This window comes from Kitasatospora sp. NPDC002227 (genome assembly GCF_040296285.1).
Classification (GTDB): Bacteria; Actinomycetota; Actinomycetes; order Streptomycetales; family Streptomycetaceae; genus Kitasatospora.
On record NZ_JBEOWY010000046.1, the window covers coordinates 19998 to 41918 of the forward strand.

The window sequence follows — 21921 nt, forward strand, 5'->3', positions numbered from 1 at the left end:
ACGGGGAAACGCCACCTTTCGCCACCCCTACGAGTGAACTAATCGACGTCGTACCGCGCTTCACTGGTACCCGGCTCACGTCGGCTTCCAACAGTCGGCCCTTGAGCTGCTCCACGCCGCCCTCAGCCGCCAATTCGCTTCAGGTCCAAGGGTCTTGACGACCTCGAATATGACGGAGGCACCCTGTGCAGCACCGACGGTCCGGCAGTAGCCGCGCCGGAGCCAAGCGACTCCTCGCCCGCGCGACCCGAATCGGAGCACGCCGGCCCCCGCGCGCCGCCGACGCACCACCCGCACCAGGTCGGACAATCGACGGATCGTCACAGTCCCGTAACCACCGGCAATCCGAACCTGTTGGGGGAGGCATGGACAACCTCTTCGGCGATCTGCGCTTCGGCTCGCGCCGGCGCGCCCGCGGCAGCTCCTACCGGGCGGCCGCCGAGTACACCGGCCGCTGGGGCTGGTCGGTCGCCGTCGGTTCGGGCCGCACCGCGGCGGACGGGCGGTGCGGGTGCGCGGCGGTACACTGCGCCGCGCCCGGGCTGCACGACGGCGTGAGCCCGGTTGCCACGCTGGACGCGCACGCCCCGTCGGTCCGGGAGCTCTGGGCGGTGGACGCCCCCGTCCTGCTGCCGGCCGGCCGGTCCTTCGACGTGCTGGACGTCCCGGCGCAGCCGGGTCTGCAGGCGCTGGTCCGGCTGGAGCGGATGGGCACCCAGCTCGGGCCCGTGCTCGCGCCGCCGACCGGGCGGCTGCTCTTCTTCGTCGCCCCCGGCACCGCCGCCCGCCTGCCCGAGCTCCTCTACCGGATGGGCTGGGACGACGCCGCCCTCGACCTCGCCTGCCACGGCGAAGGCTCCTACGTGGCCGCCCCGCCCACCGTCCTCGGCTCCCTCGGCCCCACCCGCTGGCTCCGCCGCCCCTCCCGCGAAACGGCCGGCTGCCCGCCGGAGGCCCGCCTCCTCCTCGGCACCCTCGCCTACACCTGCCACCGCAGCCGGGAGCGGGCCCCCGAACTGGCGGGGTGAACCCTTTCTGCGCGGGCAAGCTGCAACGCCCCAGGGGCGCGAGGAACCGCGCGAGGCCGGAAGAGGCGTCGCAGCAGCTACCGCGGAGATCCAGTTGCAGCCGCTCAGGGGCGCGGGGAACCGCGCGAAGCGGTAGGCGACAGGCCGTCGTCTCCCGCACTCGCGCAGTTCCCCGCGCCCCTGGATAGTGCAACTCGCCCTGGGTGCAGAGCCCTACTGTCGTCCCTACTCGCCGATCAAGGCGTCCACGAACGCGCCCGGCTCGAACGGCGCCAGGTCGTCCGCGCCCTCGCCCAGGCCGATCAGCTTGACCGGCACGCCCAGCTCGCGCTGGACCGCGACCACGATGCCGCCCTTGGCCGTGCCGTCGAGCTTGGTGAGCACGATGCCGGTGATGTCCACGACCTCCGCGAACACCCGCGCCTGCACCAGCCCGTTCTGGCCGGTCGTGGCGTCCAGCACCAGGAGCACCTCGTCCACCGGCCCGTGCTTCTCCACGACCCGCTTGACCTTGCCGAGCTCGTCCATCAGCCCGGTCTTGGTGTGCAACCGCCCCGCGGTGTCGACCAGCACGGTGTCCGCACCCTCGGCGATACCCTCCTTCACGGCGTCGAACGCGACCGAGGCCGGGTCGCCGCCCTCGGGCCCGCGGACGGTGCGGGCACCGACCCGCTCGCCCCAGGTCTGCAGCTGGTCCGCGGCGGCGGCCCGGAAGGTGTCGGCCGCGCCGAGCACGACCTTGCGGCCGTCGGCGACCAGGACCCGGCCGAGCTTGCCGGAGGTGGTGGTCTTGCCGACCCCGTTGACGCCGACGACCAGCACAACGGCCGGGCGGCCGTCCTCGTGCTTGGCGGTCTTCAGCGTGCGGTCCGCGTCGGCGCCGATCAGGGCGACGAGCTCCTCGTGCAGCAGCCCGCGCAGCTCCTCGGGCGTTCGGGTGCCGAGCACCTTGACCCGGGTGCGCAGCCGCTCGACCAGCTCCTGGGTCGGGGCGACGCCGACGTCGGCGACGAGCAGCGTCTCCTCGATCTCCTCCCAGGTGTCCTCGTCCAGCCGGTCGCGGGAGAGCAGCGTGAGCAGGCCCTTGCCGAGCGAGTTCTGCGAGCGCGAGAGCCGCGAGCGCAGCCGGACCAGCCGCCCCGCGGTCGGCTCGGGCACCTCCAGCTCGGGTGCCTCGACAGCGGCGGCCGGCTCCTCCTCCGCTACCGGCGGAAGCTCGACCTCCTCGATGGTCTGCGTGGGTGCCGTGGCGGTCGGCGCGGCTTCGTCGCCGACCTGGGGCTCACGCGGGGTCGGCGGCGCCGTCGTGATGACGGGGGCGGCCGACTTCGGGGGCAGCGTCTTGCGTCGTCTGCCGTTGACGACGAGGCCCGCGATCGCACCGACGGCGACCACGGCGATGACTACGGCAAGGATCACGTATTCCATATCGCAGACCAGTATCCGTGACCCGCCCCCCGCCACGGAACGGTGACATTCGCCCCTGATGACCGATCTGCACCTTCTTGGGCGCTCAGCTCCGCAGCCGCTGGCTGATCACCTGCGAGATGCCGTCGCCCTTCATGGTCACGCCGTAGAGGGCGTCGGCGCACTCCATGGTCAGCTTCTGGTGGGTGATCACGATCAGCTGGGAGCTCTCCCGCAGCTCCTCCATGATCGCGATCAGCCGCCGCAGGTTGGTCTCGTCCAGCGCCGCCTCGACCTCGTCCATCACGTAGAACGGGCTCGGCCTGGCCTTGAAGATCGACACCAGCAGCGCGACCGCCGTCAGTGAACGCTCACCACCGGAGAGCAGCGAGAGCCGCTTGACCTTCTTGCCCGGCGGGCGGGCCTCCACCTCCACCCCGGTGGTCAGCATGTTGTCCGGGTCGGTCAGCACCAACCGGCCCTCGCCACCCGGGAAGAGCCGCGAGAAGACGCCCTCGAACTGCGCGGCGGTGTCGTGGTACGCCGAGGTGAAGAGCTGCTCGACCCGGGTGTCCACGTCCTTGACGATCTCCAGCAAGTCCCGCCGGCTGCGCTTGAGGTCGTCCAGCTGTTCACCGAGGAACTGGTGCCGCTCCTCCAGCGCCGCGAACTCCTCCAGCGCCAGCGGGTTGACCTTGCCGAGCTGCTGGTACGCCTTCTCGGCCGCCCGCAGCCGCTTCTCCTGCTCGGCCCGGACGTACGGGCGGGGCTCGCCCGGCTCCTGGCCCTCCTCCGGGGTGGGCGGCGGCACGAGCTGGTCCGGGCCGAAGGCGGCGAGCAGTTCGCCGCCGCCCAGGCCGAAGTCCTCCAGCGCCTTGGCCTCCAGCTGCTCGATCCGCAGCCGCTTCTCCGCCCGCAGCACCTCGTCGCGGTGGCCGGCGTCCACCAGCTTGTCCAGCTCGCCCTTGAGCTCGCGGCCCAGCTCGCGGCCGGCCTTCAGCTGCGCCTCGCGATCGGCGCGCTGCTGCTCGACCTCGGCCCGCTCGGTGTCGGCCGCGCCGAGCGAGCCCTCGAGCCGGCCGAGGAGCTGCTGGGCCCCGGCCCCGACCGCGGTGGCCACGGCGGCGTCGTGGCGGGCCCGCTCACGCCGTTCGGCCGCCCGGGCCCTCGCCTCGCGCTCGGCGCGGGCCGCGCGGGCCAGCTGCTCGGCCCGCCCGGCGAGCGAGCGCACCCGCTCCTCGTGCGTCCGCACCGAGAGCCGCGCCTCCATCTCGGCCTGCCGGGCCTCGACCCCGGCGGCGGCCAGCGCGTCCCGCCGGGCGGAGTCCGGCTCCTCCTCGCCCGACTCCGCCAACTCCTCGGCGGCGGCGAGTCGTTCGGCCAGCTCCTCGGCGGCGGTCAGCGCCTGGGCCAGCCCCTCCTCGGCCCGCGCCACGGCTGCCGCCAGCCGCTCGGCCTCGCCCACCGCGGCCCGCGCCTGACCACCGAGCCGGCCCAGCGCCCCGGCCGTCCGGGCCCGCTCCTGCTCGGCGGCCCGGCGCAGCGCGCCCAGCCGCTCGCGCTCGGCCGCCAGCTCGCGGCGCAGCTCCCCGGCCGCCGTCAGATCGGTGGCCAAGTCCGTGCAGACCGTGTCGAGTTCGGCGATCCGCCCGGCCGCCTCGGCGACCGCCGCCTCGGTCTCGAGCAGGCTCGGCGCCCCGGCCGCCCCGCCCTGGGCGAACCCGCTGGCGAGCAGCTCGCCACCCCGCGTGACGGCGGTCAACTCCGGCCGGTCACAGACGACTTCCCGCGCCTCGGCCAGATCCGCCACCACAACGGTACGGGCCAGCAGCCCCCGCACCACCGCCACCACCTCGGCCGGTCCGCTCACCAACTCCCCGGCCCCGGCCAGCCCTTCGGGCACCTCGCCGGGATCCCCGGGGCCGCCGCCGCCCGCGATCAGCAGCGCCGCCCGCCCGGCGTCCTCCTTCCGGAGCAGTCGCAGCGCCGCCACCGCGGTGGCCACGCCGTCCACCACCACGGCGTCCGCCGCCGCGCCGAGGGCCGCCGCGAGGGCGCTCTCCCAGCCGGGGGCCACCGTCAGCAGGCGGGCCGCCGGGCCGAGCACCCCGGCCAGCTGCTCACCGGCCGCGAGCAGCGCGCCGCTGCCGTCCTTGCGCCGCAGGCCGAGCGAGAGCGCCTCGTGCCGGGCCACCTGGGCGGCGCGCTCCCGCTCCGCCGCGGCCGCCGCCTCCCGGGCCGCCGCCAATGCCGTCTCGGCCGAGGCCAGCGCGGCCTTCGCCGCCTCGTACCCCGCGTCCAGGTCCTCCGCCGCCGGGCCCTCGGTCTGCTCCTGGAGCAGCCGGTACTCCTCCTCCGCCGTCTCGGCCCGCCGCGCGGCCTCCTCCCGGGCCTCCACCAGCCGGCCGATCTCCGCCTCGGCGGCCGCCGCCTTCGACCGGGCCGCCCCGGCCTGCCCCTGCAGCCGGGCCAGCCCCTCCCGCTGGTCGGCCAGCGCCCTGGCGGCCTGCCGCAGCCGAGCCTCCTCCCCCGCCAACTCCCGCTCCAGCTCGGCGCGTTGCTCGACGGCCTCGGCGAGCGCGTACTGCGCCTGCTCCAGCGCCTCGGCCAGCGCCTCCTCCTGCTCGCGGACGGCCTCGGCCTCGCGCTCCAGCTCCTCCGGGTCGCGGCCGCGCCGCTCCTCCCCCTGCACCCCGCTCACGGCGTGCCGCACCCGGGCCTCGGCCAGCCCGATGGTGCCCCTGGTGCGCTCGACCAGCGCCGAGAGCCGGTACCAGGTCTGCCGGGCGGCCTCCAGCTGCGGCCCGAGCTGAGCCACCTGGGCCTCGAGCACGGCCTCGCACTGCTGGGCGGCGGCGAGCTCCTGCTCGACCGTGGTGCGCCGCAGCCGCAGCGCGAGCTCGTCGGCGATCTCGGCCTCGACGGCCGAACGGAGTCCGAGCAGGTCGTCCGCCAGCAGGCGCAGCCGGGCGTCCCGCAGCTCGGCCTGGATGCCGGCCGCCCGCCGGGCGATCTTCGCCTGTCGGCCGAGCGGGCCGAGTTGGCGCCGCAACTCGGCCACCAAATCCTGCACCCGGTTGAGGTTGGCGGCCATCGCGTCCAGCTTCCGCAGCGCCTTCTCCTTGCGCTTGCGGTGCTTGAGCACCCCGGCGGCCTCCTCGATGAAGGCCCGGCGGCCCATCGGGTCGGCGTGCAGCACGGAGTCGAGCTGGCCCTGGCCGACGATCACGTGCATCTCGCGGCCGATGCCGGAGTCGGAGAGCAGCTCCTGGATGTCGAGCAGCCGGCAGGTCTCGCCGTTGAGGGCGTACTCGCTGCCGCCGTTGCGGAACATCGTCCGGGTGATGGTCACCTCGGCGTAGTCGATCGGCAGCGCGCCGTCGGTGTTGTCGATGGTCAGGCTCACCTCGGCCCGGCCCAGCGGGGCGCGCCCGCTCGTCCCGGCGAAGATGACGTCCTCCATCTTGCCGCCGCGCAGCGATTTGGCGCCCTGCTCCCCCATGACCCAGGAGAGCCCGTCCACCACGTTCGACTTGCCGGAGCCGTTCGGCCCGACCACGCAGGTGATGCCCGGCTCGAAGCGCAGCGTGGTGGCGGAGGCGAAGGACTTGAACCCGCGCAGCGTCAGACTCTTCAGGTGCACGCGCCGCTCTCCTCGCCTCACAGGTGGTCCGTGGGCGACTGTATCCGGCACGGCCGACAGCGGGCCGTCAGGCGGCGGTTTCACCACGCCGCAGCCGGGCATCCTCCTCAGCAAAAGCAGCGCGGGGGGCCGGACACGACGAAGGGACGCCACCCGGGCGTCCCTCGCAAGCTACGTCCCGTACGAGAGATACGACGGGGACTCGATACGCAGCGGCGTCGATCGATGAGGATCGGATCAGGTGAGTGCGGGCTCCCGCTGATCCAGGTCGATGCTGCTGAGCAGCGAGTGCTCGTCAGCGACAGCGGTGAGTGCGTCGTTCTCGGCCTGCATCCGAACGAGCTCGGACTCCAGGTCCTGGACGCGCTGCTGAAGCCGTCGCATCTCGGAGAGCATTCGCGGGTCGGGGCCGCCGACGTACCCGAGAAGCGCCTTTGCCATGATGAATGGTCCTCCACGCTGAGTGACCGAACCGGTGCGGTATGGGTCTAGGGGGAAGGGGGGTACGCACGCCTCCACGAACCGGCCGTGCTGGCTGGGCACTGCGGGAAAGCCGTGGTGAGCTGGGCCCACGACGACATGACCCTGCCGGGGAAACGCAGATTGGTGCGCGGGCTTTCAGCGTCTCACCAAAGACCCTACGGGTCAACACGATCACCGCACGCTACCGCGCGCCTGTCACCTGCACGGCGGGAAACACACGCCGTACGGCCGGGCGGCCAGAGCACGGACCACAGTCGATCACTGCTCGCTGCGGAGTCAACCACGACTACGCCCGGAAGGCAACCCTACCCGGCCAGAGCTTGCCTTGCGCCGCCCTGTAGCGGTACGGGCGCTGACGACCCGCCGCCACCCCGGGCAACCCCTGACCTCAACGGATGGCGAAGCCCTCGTAACCGCCGCCCGTGGCGGTCCAGATCTCCGTCACTCCGGACACCGCGCCGGGGGTGCCGGGGCCGCGCAGCAGGGCCAGCAGCCGCTCGCAGTCGGCGTGGGTGCCCTCGGCCACCACCTGGACCCGGCCGTCGCCCAGATTGCTCGCATAACCGGTGAGACCGATCTCCAGCGCGCGCGCCCTCGTCCACCACCGGAAGCCCACCTGCTGGACGCGGCCGCGCACCCAGGCCGTGACGCGGGTGGGCTGGTGGGGATCATGAGCGTGCATGCCCACGACCCTAACAACCCGGCCTCGGGGCGTCCCGGTCGGAATTCCCCCGCACCGGCGCAGCGGCGTTCACTACCGTCGGCGCCATGACCTTCGAACAGACCGAGGCCTGGGTGCGGAGCCGACTGGCCGAGGGCGAGGAGATCGAGACGGTCGAGCCGCTGCTCGGCGGCTGGACCTCCGAGATGCGGCGGATCACCGTCGGCGGGCCCGCCGGGCGGCGGGTGCTCGTCCTGCGCTCCTTCGTCAAACCGTTCTTCGTCGAGCACGCCCCCGGGCTGCTCCGCCGCGAGGCCGACATCCTGCGGCTGCTCGTCCCCACCGAGGTGCCCGTCGCCGAACTGGTGGCGGTCGATCCGACCGGCGAGCACTGCGACCACCCGTCCCTGTTGATGACCCTGCTCCCCGGCGGCCTGCGGCTGGCCGACCCGGGCATCTCCCGCCCGCTGGCCCGCCAGCTGGCGGCCGTGCACCGGATCGAGCCCGCCGAACGGCCCCGCGAGTACCAGGCCTGGACGGCCCCGGAGCTGGTCCGCGTTCCCGAGCGGACCACCCGCCCGGCGCTGTGGCGCGCGGCGGTGGACGTGATCCGCCGCGAGCCGCCCGCCTACCGGGGCGTCTTCCTGCACCGGGACTTCCACCCGGGCAACGTGCTCTTCACCGGTTCGCGGATCAGCGGTGTCGTGGACTGGGTGGAGACCTCCTGGGGGCCGGCCGACCTTGACGTGGCGCACTGCTCGACCAACCTGGCGCTGCTGCACGGCGTCCCGGCCGGGACGGCCTTCGCCGAGCACTACACCGAGGCCGGCGGCCGGCTGACCCCGGACCCGGACGACCACCGCTACTGGCGGCTGCTCGACGCCCTCGCGCTCGCCCCGGACGCCGCGAAGGTCGTCGTGCCCTGGCGCACGGTCGGCCGCCCGGACCTGACCGACGAGCTGGTCGCGGCCCGGATGGAGGACTACCTGGCGGCGCTGCTGGCCTGAGACGGCGAGAAGGCCGTGCCACCGGGCACGGCCTTCTCGTCAGGCTCGGTCAGAAGCCGCCGAAGCTGTCGTCCCCGCCGCCGCCGAAGCCGCCGCCGTCGAAGGAGCCGAAGTCGGAGGAGATGAAGTCCGCACCGGTCTCGTCGCCGCCTTCCACGCTCGGGTCGTACCCGCTGCCGTAGCCGCCGTGGCCGCCCTCGAAGCCCATGGGGGCCGCGTAGGCGGGGGTGGAGAAGACCGAGCCGAGAGCGGTGCCGACCAGCAGCGCGGGGAGCAGGCCGCCGCCGTAGTAGCCGCCCGCCCAGGGGCTGTAGGCCGGGCCGGCGTCCCAGTACGCCTGGCGGCCGTGCTCGGTCTCCACGGTGCGGATGTCCGGGGTGGCGCCGATGGCCAGCCGGTCCAGGTCGGCCTGGCAGGCCGGGACGGTACGGACCGCGCCGCCGGGCGGGGCCCACTCGGCGTCGCGCACGGACATGCCGTGGCGCGGGTCGAAGAAGCAGGCCGGGCGGCGCTCGGGGAGCGCGCGGCCGGTGCGGCGGGCGTCCAGCACGGCCAGCGAGTACCGGCCCTCGCCGAGGGCCTCCGTCACGGCGGTGACGTCCTCGGGTCGCTTGGCGGCGTCCATGGCCCGCTTGGCGCTCTCGTAGCTGTCCAGGGCCTTGGTGTAGTCGGCGCGCTGGGCGTCGTCGGCGCCCGGGGCACCCGGGTTGAAGTCGAGGCGGTCGAGCTCCTCGCCGAAGGCGGTGATGTCCTCGTCCACCACGGTGCGCAGCTGGGCCAGCTCGGCCCGGACCTTCTCCTCGCGGCGCTTCCTGGCCCGGCGGAACAGGAGGAAGACACCGCCGCCGAGCAGCGCGAGCAGCACCAGCGGGACGACGACCAGCGCGGCGCTGAAGCCGCCGGAGGAGACACCGTGGCCCTTGACCTGGCCGTCGGCCTGGTCGACGAAGTCGTTCACGGTCGCGTCGATGTCGCCCCGGTGGGCGTCGAAGGCCGCCTGCGCCATGTTGGTGGCGGCGTTCGTCGAGAGCGCCTGGCGGTCGGTGAAGGCCTTGAACTGGTCGCCGAGCCAGATGCCGTACAGGCCCGCGATGCCGGTCTTGGTCCGGAGGTCACGCGCGACGCTCTTCGGCGGGTACTGCGCGCTGCTGGGCAGCACCGCGATGAAGACCGGCTTGTCGGCCTTCTCGATCTTCTTGGCCAGCGCGTCGGCCTGGGCCTGCGAGAATCGCGAGGTCATCGTCGGGTCCACGTAGACCTGGCTCTTCTTCAGGGCCTTGGACGCCTCGTCCACACCTCCCGCCGCCGAGGCGGACGGTGCCAGCAGGAGGAGCAGCCCGAGCAGCGCCGCGAGCAGCGCGGCGGGGCGGGCCGCGGTGGAGCGGCGCACTACAGTTCTCATGACAGAGACCGTACCGGGCCGAAGCCGACGACGAGCCACCCCCTGGGCTGGTCCTTCCCCTCCGGTAGACCGGCCCCGGGCTCCTCCCGGCGGGTGACCTCGGTGCCCCCGCGCGGGCATAGGGTGGCCGGTCAGTGTCACGCACAGTTCGGAGTCACCTGGTGATCATCGGTCTCGTCACCGCCGTCGCGGCGTCCACCTGCTACGGCACCGGCTCCGTCCTGCAGGCGCTCGGCTCACGGCGGTCGGCCCGCGAGGAGGCAGCCGCCGTCGGCCGCGAGGCCGGGGTCACCGAGCACGGCGGGCCGAGCCTGAGCTCGACGGCCAAGGCCGTGGTGACCTGGGAGTTCATCCTGGGCACGGCGCTCGACCTGGCGGGCTTCCTGCTCGGTGCGCTCGCCGCGCGGCTGCTGCCGCTCTTCCTGTCGCAGACCATCATCAGCGCCAACCTGGTGATCACCGCGGTGCTCAGCATCAAACTGCTGGGGCTGCGGCTGAAGCAGCTCGAGTGGGCCTCGATCGGCATCCTGTGCGGCGCCCTGGTGATACTGGCGATCGCGGCGGGGCCCGAGGGCGGGCACCACGCGGCGACGGCCGTGCACTGGTGGCTGCTCGCGGTGTCGGTGCTGCTGATCGCCGGCGGCAGCCTGCTGGTGCGGCGGATGGGCGCGGGCGGGGCGATCGTGGCCGGTCTGATCTCCGGCATCGCGTTCGGGGCGCTCGGCATCGGCGTCCGCATCCTGGACGGCTTCGAGCCCTTCTCGCTCACCCAGCTGCTGGGTGATCCGGCCCTGTACGCGATCCTGGTCGGCGGCCTCGGCGGGATGTACCTGCACACCGTGGCCCTGCAGCTCGGCTCCGTGAACGGCGCCACCGCCGCCCTGGTGGTCGGCGAGACGGTCCTGCCGGGCGCCGTGGGCGTGCTCTGGCTCGGCGACTCCACCCGCTCCGGCCTGGCCTGGATGGGCGTGCTCGGGTTCGTCCTGGCGGTGCTGAGCGCCGTCGGCGTCGCCCACTTCGGCAACGAGGAAACCCACCCGGCGAACGAGCCGGCCACCGCTGCCTAGGGTCTGTCAGGCCCTAGGGGCGGCGCTGGCACTTCGGGCAGAAGTAGCTGGACCTGTTCATCCAGGGCTCGCGGCGGATCGCCGTGCCGCAGCGGTGGCAGGGTTCGCCCTCGCGGCCGTAGGCGTCGAGGTCGCGGGAGAAGTAGCCGCTCTCGCCGTTCACGTTGACGTAGAGGCTGTCGAAGCTGGTGCCGCCGACGGCCAGGGCGGCCGTCATGACCTCACGGGCGTGGCCGAGCAGCTCGGTGGCCTTGGGGCGGGAGAGCGAGCCGGTGGGGCGGTCGTAGTGCAGGCGGGAGCGCCAGAGGGTCTCGTCGGCGTAGATGTTGCCGACGCCGCTGATCAGGGTCTGGTCGAGCAGGGCCCGCTTGACGGTGGTCCGCTTGGCCCGCAGGGCCGCCACGAAGTGCGCGTCGTCGAAGAGTTCGTCCAGCGGGTCACGCGCGATGTGGGCGATGGAGAGCGGCGTGACGTCCTCGTCGGCCTCCTCGACGGCCAGGCCGCCGAAGGTCCGCTGGTCCACGAAGCGCAGTTCCCGCCCGCCGTCGGTGAAGCGCAGCCGGACCCGCAGGTGCGTCTCGTCGGGCGTCGAAGGGTCCTGGACGAGCAGTTGGCCGCTCATGCCCAGGTGGCCGACCATCGCGAGGCCGGAGTCGAGCGGCACCCAGAGGTACTTGCCGCGCCGCTGGGCGGTGCCCAGGGTCGCGCCGGTGATCCGGGCGGCGAAGTCGGCCGCCCCGCCCACCTGGCGGCGGACGGCGCGCGGGTGCAGCACGTCCGCCGAGGCGACGGTGCGGCCCGCGACCCAGCGGGCCAGCCCGCGCCGGACGACCTCGACCTCGGGGAGCTCAGGCACCGGGCGTCAGCTAGCCGACTTGTACTTGGCCTTGATCGCGCGCCAGGCGCTCTCGGCGGCCTTCTGCTCGGCTTCCTTCTTCGAGCGGCCGGCGCCGTGGCCGTAGTCCTCGCCCGCGACGCGCGCGGCGGCGGCGAAGTTCTTCTCGTGGTCCGGACCGGACTCGGTCACCACGTACTCGGGGACGCCGATGCCGACCGAGGCGGTCAGCTCCTGCAGACTGGTCTTCCAGTCCAGGCCCGCGCCCAGCTGCGAGGACTCCTCGATCAGCGGGTCGAACAGGCGGTGGACGAACTCGGTGGCGCTCTCCAGACCCTGGTCCAGGTAGATCGCACCGATCACGGCCTCGACGGTGTCCGCCAGGATCGAGGACTTGTCGCGGCCACCGGTGCCCTCCTCGCCCTTGCCCAGGCGGATGAAGGTGCCGAGCTCCAGGCCGCGGCCGACCTCGGCGAGCGCGCGGGAGTTCACCACCGCGGCGCGCAGCTTGGCCAGCGTGCCCTCGGCCACGTCCGGGTGGATGCGGTAGAGGGTGTCGGTCACGACCAGCCCGAGCACCGAGTCGCCGAGGAACTCCAGGCGCTCGTTGGTGGGCAGTCCGCCGTTCTCGTACGCGTAACTGCGATGAGTCAGTGCACGTACCAGAAGGGCGCGCTCGAGTACGAACCCGAGGCGCCCTTCCAGGACGTCGTATTCGGTCGAAGCCGGTCCGCCGGCCTTGCCCCCGTTGTTGGCGGGAGACGACTTGCGGGTTGAGTTGCTATCCGACATCGATCCGTACACCCCGCCGATCAGACCGAGAGGACCTGGCGACGGTTGTACGTGCCGCAGCTCGGGCACGCGATGTGACCCAGCTTCGGCTCGTGGCAGCGGTCGCACGCCACGAGGGCCGGAACGACGGCCTTCCACTGGGAACGGCGGTGGCGCGTGTTGCTGCGCGACATCTTCCGCTTCGGAACAGCCACGGCTACTTCTCCTGGTTCTCGGCGAGACCCTCACGGGTACCGCTGTTCTTGATCCCGTCACCCTCGTCGCCGGGGGCGGCGGAGAGTCCCTGCAGAGCCGCCCACCGGGGGTCGGCGGCATCGTGGTGGTGGTCCGGGTCGTCGCTCAGGCGTGCCCCGCACTCGGAGCACAGACCCAGGCAGTCTTCCTGGCACACCGGCTGCAGCGGCAGTGCGAGCACCACCGCGTCACGCAGCACCGGCTGGAGGTCGAACAGGTCGCCCTCCAGTCGGTAAGTCTCATCCTCGTCGAGGCCCTCATCGAGGTCGTCGCCGTTGTTACGGGCGCGCTCGATGGCCTCCGGGTAGTAGTACAGCTCCTGGAACTCGACGTCGATCTCGTCCTCGACCGGCTCCAGGCAGCGCACGCACTCGCCCTCGACCCGCGCCTCGGCGGTGCCGGTGACGAGGACGCCCTCGATCACGGACTCCAGCCGGAGCTCCAGCGAGATCTCGCTCTTCGCCGGGACGCCGATGACGTCCTCGATCCCGAGGTCCGCGGGCGCCTCCAGCGTGCGGGAGACCTTACGCATCGAACCCGGGCGACGGCCGAGCTCATGCGTGTCGAACACGAGCGGGTCGCGGTGGTCGAGGCGGTTCAAGGTGTCCTGCACTTTCCGAAGGGGTGTACGCGATACGTCTGCGGCTCAAACTTCGGGCACGCGAACATGCCAGCACGAAGAGGCCGGAGAGGTCAGACTACCCGAGAGTCCTCCCTCGCCCAACTTCGCCGGGATCAGCGGCCGCCGAGCTCCCGCAGCCTGGTCATGTCGATCATGCTGGTGTCGAAGAAACTGGTCTCGTCCAGCCCCGGGTGCTGCTGGTGGGGCTGCTGCGGCTGCTGCTGGTAGCCGTACGGGTCCGCGTAGGGCTGCTGCTCGGGGTAGCCGGGCTGCTGCTGGTACGCGTCGTACTGCGGCTGCTGCTGGTACTCCGGCTGGAAGCCCTGCTGCTGGTAGCCGTAGGCGCCGCCGTACGGGTCCGCGTAGGGCTGCTGGCCGGCGTACTGCGGGGCACCCTGGTAGGCCTCCTCGCCGGGGGCCTGCCAGCCCGCGGCGGCCGGGGTCTGCTCGGGCCAGGTCTGCTGCTGCGGGACGGCCGCGCCGGGCTGCGGGGGCAGCTCCTCGCGGTACCAGGGCTGCTCCTCGCCCTCGTCGGCGAAGCCCGCGGCCACCGCCTCGGCGCGGTCGCGCAGCTGCTGGGCCTGGTCGGCGGCGGCCAGGTAGGCACCCAGCTCGTCGATCGGGGCCTTGCCGAGCAGCTTGTCGCGGCCCTTGCCGACGGCCTCCAGCGTCTTGCCGAGCACCGCCTCGAGGGTGGCGAGCTTCACATCGACGTACTCGTCCACCTCGGGGCTCGGGCTGCGGTACGCCTGCTGGAACTCCTCGCCGTCACCCTCGAAGCCGTCCTGCTCGAACACGCTCGCGTCGCCGCGCAGCTTGGTGCGGCCGCGGCCGACGGCGCCGAGCGTCTTGGTGAGCACGACCTCGAAGTTGGCCAGCTTGCTGTCCACATAGTCGTCGGCCTCGACGCGCTTGGTCTCGACCTCGGCGCGGGCCTCGGCCAGGATGCGGTCCGCCTCGGCCTGGGCACGGCGGACGACCTCGGTGTCGGAGATCAGCGAGCCGCGCTCCGAGTGGGCGCCCTGGATGATCTGCTCGGCCTGCGCCTGGGCGTCGGCCACCACCTGCTCGTGGTCGGCCATCACCGACTGGGCATGGGCGAGCTCGGCGGGCAGTGCCTCGCGGAGCTCCTGGAGCAGGCCCACCAGCTCGGCCCGGTTCACCACACAGGAGGCCGACATCGGCATCGAGCGGGCGTTCTCCACCGCTGTGACGATCGCGTCGAGTCTGTTCTGCACGTCCACGGGTGTCTCGGTCTTTCCGTGTGCCGCCGAGGTGCGGCGGAGGCAGGCACCCGGCGACCTGACATCGTCGGGCAGGAGTACAGACTGTACGGCCACTGCCCCCGCAGCTCGAAACGCTCGCGAGGTTTCCCCCACTCGGAGGCGGGGGAAATGTGATGGTTCGCCAGGTATGTCCCGGGCCGCGCCCGGCTCAGCCCCGGCGTTCGGCGATCCGCTCGACCAGCCGGCGGTTCACCAGCTCGGGGAGCAGGTGGGAGACGTCGCCGCCGTAGGAGGCGACCTCCTTGACCAGGCTGGAGGAGAGGAAGCTCCAGGTCGGCGAGGTCGGCACGAAGAGGGTCTCCACGCCGGTCAGGCCGTGGTTCATCTGGGCCATCTGCAGCTCGTAGTCGAAGTCGCTGACCGCCCGCAGGCCCTTGATGATCGCCGGGATGCCGCGGTCCCGGCAGAAGTCCACCAGCAGGCCCGCGTGCGACTCGACCACGATGTTGCCGTACTTGGCGGTCGTCTCCTCGATCAGCGCGATGCGCTCCTCGACGGTGAACAGGCCCTGCTTGCTCTTGTTGATCGCCACGGCGACGTGGACGACGTCGTAGAGCTTGGACGCACGCTCGATGATGTCGAGGTGGCCGTTGGTGATCGGGTCGAAGGACCCGGGGCAGACGGCGCGGCGCATCTGGGGACTCCCTTGTGGGGTGCGGTGCTACGAGTGTTGATCGACCTCGACGGCGGCGCGACCGTACCAGAGGGTGCCCTCGCCGTACTTGCGCGAACGCAAGGCCTCGAACCCCTCGGGCCAGCCGAACTCTCCGCCCCTGGTGCTGCGCTCCACGGTGACGAGTGCGTCCGCCGCGATCCAGCCCCCGGAGCGGAGTGTGATCAGCATCTCCCGCAGCGTGTCGTCCGCCACGACGTACGGCGGGTCCAGGAAGACCAGGTCGTACGGGGCCTGCGGCGGCACCCCCACGATCACCCGCTCGGCCTTGTCGGCGCGGACCTCGGCCCCCGGCAGGCCCAGGGTCCGGACGTTCTCCCGGATCACCTTGGCGGCGCTCGCGTCGGCCTCCACCAGCAGGACGTGCTCCGCGCCCCGGCTGAGCGCCTCCAGGCCGACCGCGCCCGAACCGCCGAACAGGTCGAGCATCCGAGCCCCGTGGATCGTGCCGCGCAGCGACTCCAGCGTGGAGAACATCGCCTCCCGGGCCTTGTCCGAGGTCGGGCGGGTGCTGCGGCCGGGCGGCACGGCGAGGCGGCGGCCACCGGCCGTGCCGGCGATCACGCGGGTCATTGCGAGAGGGTCCTTTCGTGGCTGGCCTCCCACGCTATACGGGCGGAGCCCCACCGGGGTGTCCCGGTGGGGCTCGTCGTGGTCACTCGGCGGCGGTGGCTCCCAGCAGCGCCGGGGAGGCGTAGCGGGACCAGGAGAGGCAGCCGTCGGGCGGGCAGTACTCCGGGCGGCGGGGGTCGTGGCCCAGCTCGCGGAGCTTGGTGCGGACGGAGTCGGGCGTGCGGCCGAAGCGGGCGGCTATCCGGGCGACGGTCTCGTTGTCGTGGAAGCGGCGCACCAGCTCCTCCTCGTGCTGCGGCACCCAGGGGGCGCCGTGTCCGGGGTAGAGCTCACGGAGCACGTCACGGTCGGGGATGGGCTCGGAGACGTCGGCGACGATGGCGAGGGCGCGCAGCGCCCGGTTGACCGCGATCCGCAGGCTGGCGACGTCCTCCACCGGGAGGCGGAGCTTGCCGCTCGCGAGCGGGGTGGCGGACGCGCCCTCGCGCCAGCCGGTCAGGGTGAGGGTGACTTCGCGGTCGTCCTCGCTGGCGAGCTCGATCCGGAAGATCTTGTCGCCGAGCGGGAGCTCGTTGAGATGACGAAATGCCATGGCAGGACCCCCAAGTGTCGTGCCAGGAACAGGCCTTGAAGCCCGCCCTGAACACCTTCATTCTCTCCCGGGGCACTGACAACGGATCTTGTGGAGGAGGCAGCCACTTGCAACGCCGAGGGGCGCGAGGAACTGCACGAGGCCGGAAGACGACAGGCCGGTGCCTTCCGCACTCGCGCAGTTCCTCGCGCCCCTGGTGGTGCAACTCGCCGAGAGTGCCTAGCCCTTCTCCAGGTAGGCCGCGCGGTCCTCGTCCAGCAGGCCGGCCAGGGTCTCCCGCAGGGCCGGGTGGTCGGTCAGGTCGGGGTCGGCGGCGACCAGGCGGGTGGCCTCCTCGCGGGCGGTGGCGATGATCTCCTCGTCCTCCAGGACGGAGAGCATCTTGAGGGAGGACTTCACGCCGGACTGCGCCTGGCCGAGCACGTCGCCCTCACGGCGCTGCTCGAGGTCGATCCGGGAGAGCTCGAAGCCGTCCAGGGTGCCCGCCACGGCGTCGAGCCGGGAGCGGGCCGCCGAGCCGGCGGGCATGTCGGAGACCAGCAGGCAGAGCCCGGGCGCGCTGCCACGGCCGACGCGCCCGCGCAGCTGGTGCAGCTGGGAGACGCCGAAGCGGTCGGCGTCCATGATCACCATGGCGGTGGAGTTCGGCACGTTGACGCCGACCTCGATCACGGTGGTGGCGACCAGCACGTCCACCTCGCCGCCCGCGAACCGCCGCATCACCTCGTCCTTGGCCTCCGGCGCCAGCCGCCCGTGCAGGATCTCCACCCGCAGCCCGGCCAGCGGCCCGCGCACCAGCATCTCGGCCGTCTCCACCACCGAGAGCGGCGGCCGCTTCTCGTCGCTCGACGCGCCGACGTCCTCCGGATCGTCCGGGGTGGCCTTGCGCTTCTTCTTCCCGTCCTCCGGCTCGTCCCCGATCCGGGGGCAGACCACGTACGCCTGGTGGCCCTTGCCGACCTCCTCGCGGACCCGCTCCCAGGCCCGGGCCAGGAAGTTGGGCTTCTCCACCGCGGGCACCACATGGGTGGAGATCGGCGAACGGCCGGCCGGGAGCTGGTCGAGCACCGAGGTCTCCAGATCGCCGAAGACCGTCATGGCGACGGTGCGCGGGATCGGCGTGGCGGTCATCACCAGCAGGTGCGGGGGCTGCTCGCCCTTGGCCCGCAGGGCGTCGCGCTGCTCGACGCCGAAGCGGTGCTGCTCGTCCACCACGACCAGGCCGAGGTCTTGGAACTGCACCTTGTCCTCGATCAGGGCGTGGGTGCCGATGGCCAGGCCGGCGTCACCGCAGGCCATGTCGAGCAGCGCCTGGCGGCGGGCGGGCACGCCCATCGAGCCGGTCAGCAGGACGACCTTGGTGCCGATGTCGGAGCCGCCGAGCATGCCGCCCTCGGCGAGGTCGCCCATCATCTCCACGATCGAGCGGTGGTGCTGCTGGGCGAGCACCTCGGTGGGGGCGAGCAGCACGGCCTGGCCGCCACTGTCGACGGTGCGCAGCATGGCTCGCAGGGCGACGAGCGTGTTGTGCGTCACAGTGAAGTTGTCGGTGATGTAAGCCGAGTCGGGGTGTCCCACCCGAATGCACTGCACCGGTTTGCGGCCGACGAGCTCCACCCGCCTGATGCCCCGCCGGAAGGTCTTGTACTTGGGGCGGTCCACCACCCGGTCGGCCTTCCTGGACAGCCGGAACGGCGGGAACTCACCCGGCAGCCCGACGGAGACCTCGAAAGCGCCCTTTTTCGGCCGCACCCGCGCCCGCCCACCGAGGGACCGCACCAACCAGGCGACGTCGTCCGCCAGACGCCGCGAGGCGCTGCAGAACGAGATGCTGTAGCCATTGCGGCCAACCGTGCCATCGGTGTCCATCAGCCCCTGCAGAAGCGCAAGCCGCTGCTTGATCGAGGCGTTCCTGTACACCTCCGGGACGAACTTCTCATGGGAGGTCAAATGCCACAGGCCGAGCTCCCGCAGCGCCTGGTTCACCGGGTTCCGCTGTGACCCGCCGCGTGGGCCGGGCAACCGGATCAGGTAGTCGTACGGCCTGCTGAGCTTCCGGGAGACCACACACTCCGGCGGTACGGCGGCCTTGACCGCGTCCAGGATCTCGGCGTCAGCCGTCGAGAATCCAAGCTGGTGCCGGAAGGTGCCATCTCCCAGCAGCACGCCCATCAAGTAGGGGTCGAGCGGCTGCTCGTCTCCCTGGCCGAGATCAACGGGCGTCGCCTGCGGCAGGTACCACTTGGATGTTCCGTTGCGCTTCCAGAGGTCGCCGCGGATCTCCCGTGTCGTGAGAATCCTGGGCTCGTCGCCACGGTGCCAGGCGCAGCTGGTCGCGACGATCCAAAGATGCTCGTCGTCGCACTCGACGGAGCTGCCGTCCGACAGGACGAGCCGCCAGACGTCACGCTCGCCCTGGGGGAAGATCCCCTCGACGGGAGCGAGATCACCCGAGGGAGTCACCACCACGTCGCCGACACGCATGTCGCCCATGGCCTTGAATCCACCCGGTGTCAGCACCAGGGCATCGAGCGGCTGGGCTTTCCCCGAGCCGACCTCGCCCTGGAGCAGCCGGTGCATCGGGTGCTCGGTGGCCAGATCCTTGAAGATCTCGCCGCAGACCTTCTGCTGGCCCTCGGTGAGCGTGAAGGGCAGCCGCCCGTCGAAGGCGTCCAACAGGCCGCCGTCGCAGCCCTTGCGCTTCACCGCCGGGCGCGACCAGTCCTCGGCCCGGCGCTGGGCCAGCGCCGTCTGCAGCACGAAGGCCTCGTCCCAGCGCAGGCGCTCCTGGGCGCGCTCGCGGTCGGCCTGGCTGCGCGGGCGGTGCACCAACTCGACGGCCTCGGCCAGCGGGATCAGCGCGTGCCGCTCGCGCAGCTCCTCCGGGAGCGGGTCACGGAGGTCGGTGAGGTGCTTCTCCAGGGCGGTCTGGACGCAGAGCGAGAGCTTCCAGCTGGGCAGTTGGGCGCTGGCCGGGTAGACCGGGATGAGCCGGCCGGCGAACTGGGCGGCGGCGCCCGAGCCCTCCTCCTCGTCGATCAACTGGTAGTCGGGCGAGGCGAGTTGGCGGCTTCGGTTGAAGACGCCGACCTTGCCGGCGAACAGGCCCTGGGCGCCGGGTCGCAGCTCCTTCTGCCGCCAGCCCTGGTTGAAGAAGACCAGGCTGAGGCGGCCGCGCCCGTCGGTGACCACCACCTCGAGGCGGTCCCCCTTGCGGGCCTTGAAGGGGATCAGGGTGACCTTCTCGATCCGGGCGAGCACGGTGACGTGCTCGTCGATCTCCAGGTCGTCCAGGCTGGTGAGCTGGCCGCGCTCCACGTACCGGCGGGGGTAGTGGTGCAGCAGGTCACCGACCGTGCGCAGCTTGAGGCTGTCGGCCAGCACCTTCGCGGTGCGGTCGCCGACGAGCTTGGTCAGGGGTTCGTCCAGGGCAGACATCAAGCCCTATTGGACACCACGGCACCGACGGCCCGGCGCTACTCCACCCCGATGAGCAGCGGGGCCGCCTCCTGGCCGCCCGCGAAGACCACCGTGTCGACCTCCGGGCGCTGCCTGCGCGCGTGCGCCACCAGCTGGTCGGCCAGCCCGTCGGGGGCGCCCGCACCGAGGACGAGGGTGACGAGTTCGCCGCCGGCCGCGAGCATCCGGGCGAGCACGGTGCCGCCGGTCTCGAGCAGGTCGGCGCCGATCACGGCCACGTCCCCGTCGATCAGGCCGAGCACGTCCCCGGCCTGGCAGACCCCGGCCATCGTCCAGGACTCCCCCTCGGCGACGGCGAGTTCGGCGTAGCGGGTGGCCCCGGCGGCAGAGGTCATGGCGACCACGTCCTCGTCGAAGCGCCGGGCGCTCTCGTGCACGGCGAGCGCGGCCAGGCCCTGGACGGGCGAGCGGGTGGGCAGCACGGCGATCCGCACGCCCTCCTCGCGGAGCTGGTCGGCGGCGGCCCCGGCGGCGGCGCGCAGTTCGGGGTCGTTGAGCAGCAGCACCACCTCGCGGGCGGCGCAGCGGCGCAGCGCCTCGGCCAGCTCGGCGCTGGCCGGCGGGCGGTCCGGGTCGGCGAGCAGCACGGCCGCGCCCGCCTGCTCGCACAGCTCGGCCAGCCCGCTGCCGGAGACCACGCTGAGCACGGCGCGGCCCTGCGGCGCGGCCCCCTCGCGCTCGCCCGCGCGGGCGGCGGCCTCGGCGAAGTGGGTGATCCGGATCTGGTACGGCCGCCCGGCCTCCACCCCGGCCTCGACGGCCGCCCCGGCGTCGTCCACGTGGACGTGCACGTTCCACAGCCCGTCGCCGCCGCCGACCACCAGGGAGTCGCCGAGGGCGCCGAGCCTGGCGCGCAGCGCGGGCAGGTGCTCGTCGGGGGCGTCGAGCAGGTAGATGACCTCGAAGGCGGGGTGGCCGGGGCCCGGCGGGCGCTCGTGGCCCTCGCAGCCGGGCCCTTCGGTCATGAGCCGTTCCGCCTGCACGATCTCCTGCCGCAGGGCGACCGGGCCCATCGGCGTCTTGCCCGCCACGGCGTCGGCGAGCGCCCCGAGGATGGCGACCAGGCCGCGCCCGCCCGCGTCCACCACTCCGGCCTCGGCCAGCACGTCCAGCTGCTCGGGGGTGTGCTGCAGAGCCCGGCGGGCGGCCCGGTAGGCGGTGTCGGCCGTCTCGGCCAGACCGCCGCCGGCCGCTCCGGCGGCCTCGGCGGCGGCGGCCGCGACGGTGAGCAGGGTGCCCTCGACCGGCTCGGCGACGGCCTGGTAGGCGGATTCGGCGGCCCGCCGCAGGGCGGCCCGCAGCCGCTCGGGCTCGCCGCCGTGGGCGAGCACCTCGGCGGTGCCGCGCAGCAGCTGGGCCAGGATCACCCCGGAGTTGCCCCGGGCACCGATCAGCGCGCCGCGGGCCATCGCGGTGACGGTCTCCCCCAGCGCGGGCTCGGCACCGGCGGCGAAGCACTCCTCGACGGCCACGGCGGCGGACTCGACGGTCAGGTAGAGGTTGGTCCCGGTGTCCCCGTCCGGCACGGGGTAGACGTTCAGCGCGTCGATCTCCTCGCGGGCCTGCCCGAGGGCGCCGAGCGCGAGCCGGCACCAGGTGCGGACGGTCGAGGCGTCGAGCGTGTCCAGCACCGGGTCTCCTCACATCGGGCGATGCTGGCAGGTTAGCCCGGAACATCACCGCGGGAACTCCGCTGGTCGGCCGCACCACCGGAGACGATCAAGGGTCCGGGCATGGTAGTTTCGTTGAACCGGAGGAGGAGATGTATGCTTCCCCGGTTGCCTGAAACAGTTCAGGCTCACCCCTTGAGTCGATCCGGTCCACGTGAGTGGTCAGGGCGGTTCAGTCGGGGTTTTCGAACGTAAATGATCTGAAGTCTTGGAGTGACTCCTGTGGCTGCCAACTGCGACGTCTGCGGCAAGGGGCCGGGCTTCGGCAACAACATCTCCCACTCGCACCGCCGTACCCGTCGTCGTTGGAACCCCAACATTCAGACGGTGCGCGCTGTGATCGGGCGTACGCCGAAGCGGCTCAACGTCTGCACCTCGTGCATCAAGGCCGGTAAGGTCTCGCGCTGACGCGCAGACCGGTAAGCCGGTCCTCCGGATGACCGATTCACCTTCGGGTGGATCGGTC

19 protein-coding genes are annotated in these 21921 nt (G+C 72.6%); 4 read left to right on the forward strand and 15 right to left on the reverse strand.

Going from position 1 to position 21921, the window contains the following annotated elements:
* The first annotated feature begins 365 nt into the window (after window positions 1-365).
* Window positions 366-1028 carry a bifunctional DNA primase/polymerase gene (locus ABT095_RS30035; protein ID WP_350532695.1) on the forward strand — a complete coding sequence of 221 codons (663 nt, stop codon included), beginning with the start codon at window positions 366-368 and terminating at the stop codon, window positions 1026-1028.
* A gap of 225 nt (window positions 1029-1253) precedes the next feature.
* Here the strand turns inward: ABT095_RS30035 and ftsY are convergent, their stop codons facing one another.
* From ftsY to ABT095_RS30055, 4 genes are all read right to left on the reverse strand, one after another.
* Window positions 1254-2456, reverse strand: coding sequence for a signal recognition particle-docking protein FtsY (gene ftsY, locus ABT095_RS30040; RefSeq protein WP_350532696.1), 1203 nt, complete (start codon window positions 2454-2456; stop codon window positions 1254-1256).
* Between the two features lie 85 nt (window positions 2457-2541).
* On the reverse strand, window positions 2542-6078 hold the full coding sequence (gene smc / locus ABT095_RS30045; RefSeq protein WP_350532697.1) for a chromosome segregation protein SMC: 3537 nt from the start codon (window positions 6076-6078) through the stop codon (window positions 2542-2544).
* A gap of 237 nt (window positions 6079-6315) precedes the next feature.
* Window positions 6316-6519 (reverse strand): hypothetical protein, encoded by a 204-nt coding sequence (locus ABT095_RS30050; RefSeq protein WP_350532698.1) that lies wholly within the window; start codon window positions 6517-6519, stop codon window positions 6316-6318.
* A gap of 430 nt (window positions 6520-6949) precedes the next feature.
* Entirely contained in the window at window positions 6950-7243 is a 294-nt protein-coding gene (locus ABT095_RS30055; RefSeq protein ID WP_350532699.1) for an acylphosphatase, read from the reverse strand.
* 86 nt (window positions 7244-7329) lie between these two features.
* On the opposite strand from ABT095_RS30055, the gene ABT095_RS30060 reads away from it, so the two are divergent.
* The gene (locus ABT095_RS30060; RefSeq protein ID WP_350532700.1) at window positions 7330-8229 is read left to right on the forward strand and encodes a phosphotransferase family protein; all 900 of its coding nucleotides are present in this window, start codon (window positions 7330-7332) and stop codon (window positions 8227-8229) included.
* Window positions 8230-8278: 49 nt separating this feature from the next.
* Here the strand turns inward: ABT095_RS30060 and ABT095_RS30065 are convergent, their stop codons facing one another.
* On the reverse strand, window positions 8279-9631 hold the full coding sequence (locus ABT095_RS30065; protein ID WP_350532701.1) for a hypothetical protein: 1353 nt from the start codon (window positions 9629-9631) through the stop codon (window positions 8279-8281).
* Window positions 9632-9792: 161 nt separating this feature from the next.
* Between ABT095_RS30065 and ABT095_RS30070 the strand changes: the two genes are divergently transcribed.
* The gene (locus tag ABT095_RS30070) at window positions 9793-10698 is read left to right on the forward strand and encodes a DMT family protein (RefSeq protein ID WP_350532702.1); all 906 of its coding nucleotides are present in this window, start codon (window positions 9793-9795) and stop codon (window positions 10696-10698) included.
* Window positions 10699-10711: 13 nt separating this feature from the next.
* Here ABT095_RS30070 and mutM read toward each other — a convergent pair whose 3' ends face one another.
* The 10 genes from mutM to ABT095_RS30120 form a co-directional block, all read right to left on the reverse strand.
* Window positions 10712-11554, reverse strand: a complete 843-nt coding sequence (mutM, locus tag ABT095_RS30075) for a bifunctional DNA-formamidopyrimidine glycosylase/DNA-(apurinic or apyrimidinic site) lyase (RefSeq protein WP_350532703.1) — start codon at window positions 11552-11554, stop codon at window positions 10712-10714.
* Between the two features lie 6 nt (window positions 11555-11560).
* Window positions 11561-12325 (reverse strand): ribonuclease III, encoded by a 765-nt coding sequence (rnc, locus tag ABT095_RS30080; protein WP_350532704.1) that lies wholly within the window; start codon window positions 12323-12325, stop codon window positions 11561-11563.
* A 20-nt stretch (window positions 12326-12345) separates the two neighbouring features.
* Window positions 12346-12519, reverse strand: a complete 174-nt coding sequence (rpmF, locus tag ABT095_RS30085; RefSeq protein WP_350532705.1) for a 50S ribosomal protein L32 — start codon at window positions 12517-12519, stop codon at window positions 12346-12348.
* Window positions 12520-12521: 2 nt separating this feature from the next.
* On the reverse strand, window positions 12522-13172 hold the full coding sequence (locus tag ABT095_RS30090) for a YceD family protein (RefSeq protein ID WP_350532706.1): 651 nt from the start codon (window positions 13170-13172) through the stop codon (window positions 12522-12524).
* A gap of 122 nt (window positions 13173-13294) precedes the next feature.
* The gene (locus ABT095_RS30095) at window positions 13295-14425 is read right to left on the reverse strand and encodes a F0F1 ATP synthase subunit B family protein (RefSeq protein WP_350532707.1); all 1131 of its coding nucleotides are present in this window, start codon (window positions 14423-14425) and stop codon (window positions 13295-13297) included.
* Window positions 14426-14615: 190 nt separating this feature from the next.
* Complete coding sequence (coaD, locus tag ABT095_RS30100; RefSeq protein ID WP_350532708.1) at window positions 14616-15101, reverse strand: pantetheine-phosphate adenylyltransferase; 486 nt, start codon at window positions 15099-15101, stop codon at window positions 14616-14618.
* A 27-nt stretch (window positions 15102-15128) separates the two neighbouring features.
* Window positions 15129-15713: a 16S rRNA (guanine(966)-N(2))-methyltransferase RsmD gene (rsmD, locus tag ABT095_RS30105; protein ID WP_350532709.1), complete on the reverse strand. Its 585-nt coding sequence runs from the start codon at window positions 15711-15713 to the stop codon at window positions 15129-15131.
* 82 nt (window positions 15714-15795) lie between these two features.
* Window positions 15796-16305 (reverse strand): hypothetical protein, encoded by a 510-nt coding sequence (locus ABT095_RS30110; protein WP_350532710.1) that lies wholly within the window; start codon window positions 16303-16305, stop codon window positions 15796-15798.
* A gap of 219 nt (window positions 16306-16524) precedes the next feature.
* Window positions 16525-19743, reverse strand: a complete 3219-nt coding sequence (locus tag ABT095_RS30115; RefSeq protein ID WP_350532711.1) for a helicase-related protein — start codon at window positions 19741-19743, stop codon at window positions 16525-16527.
* Between the two features lie 38 nt (window positions 19744-19781).
* Window positions 19782-21416, reverse strand: coding sequence for a DAK2 domain-containing protein (locus ABT095_RS30120; protein WP_350532712.1), 1635 nt, complete (start codon window positions 21414-21416; stop codon window positions 19782-19784).
* 261 nt (window positions 21417-21677) lie between these two features.
* Here ABT095_RS30120 and rpmB point away from each other — a divergent pair, with 261 nt between their 5' ends.
* Window positions 21678-21863, forward strand: coding sequence for a 50S ribosomal protein L28 (gene rpmB / locus ABT095_RS30125; protein WP_035846000.1), 186 nt, complete (start codon window positions 21678-21680; stop codon window positions 21861-21863).
* Window positions 21864-21921 lie beyond the last annotated feature (58 nt).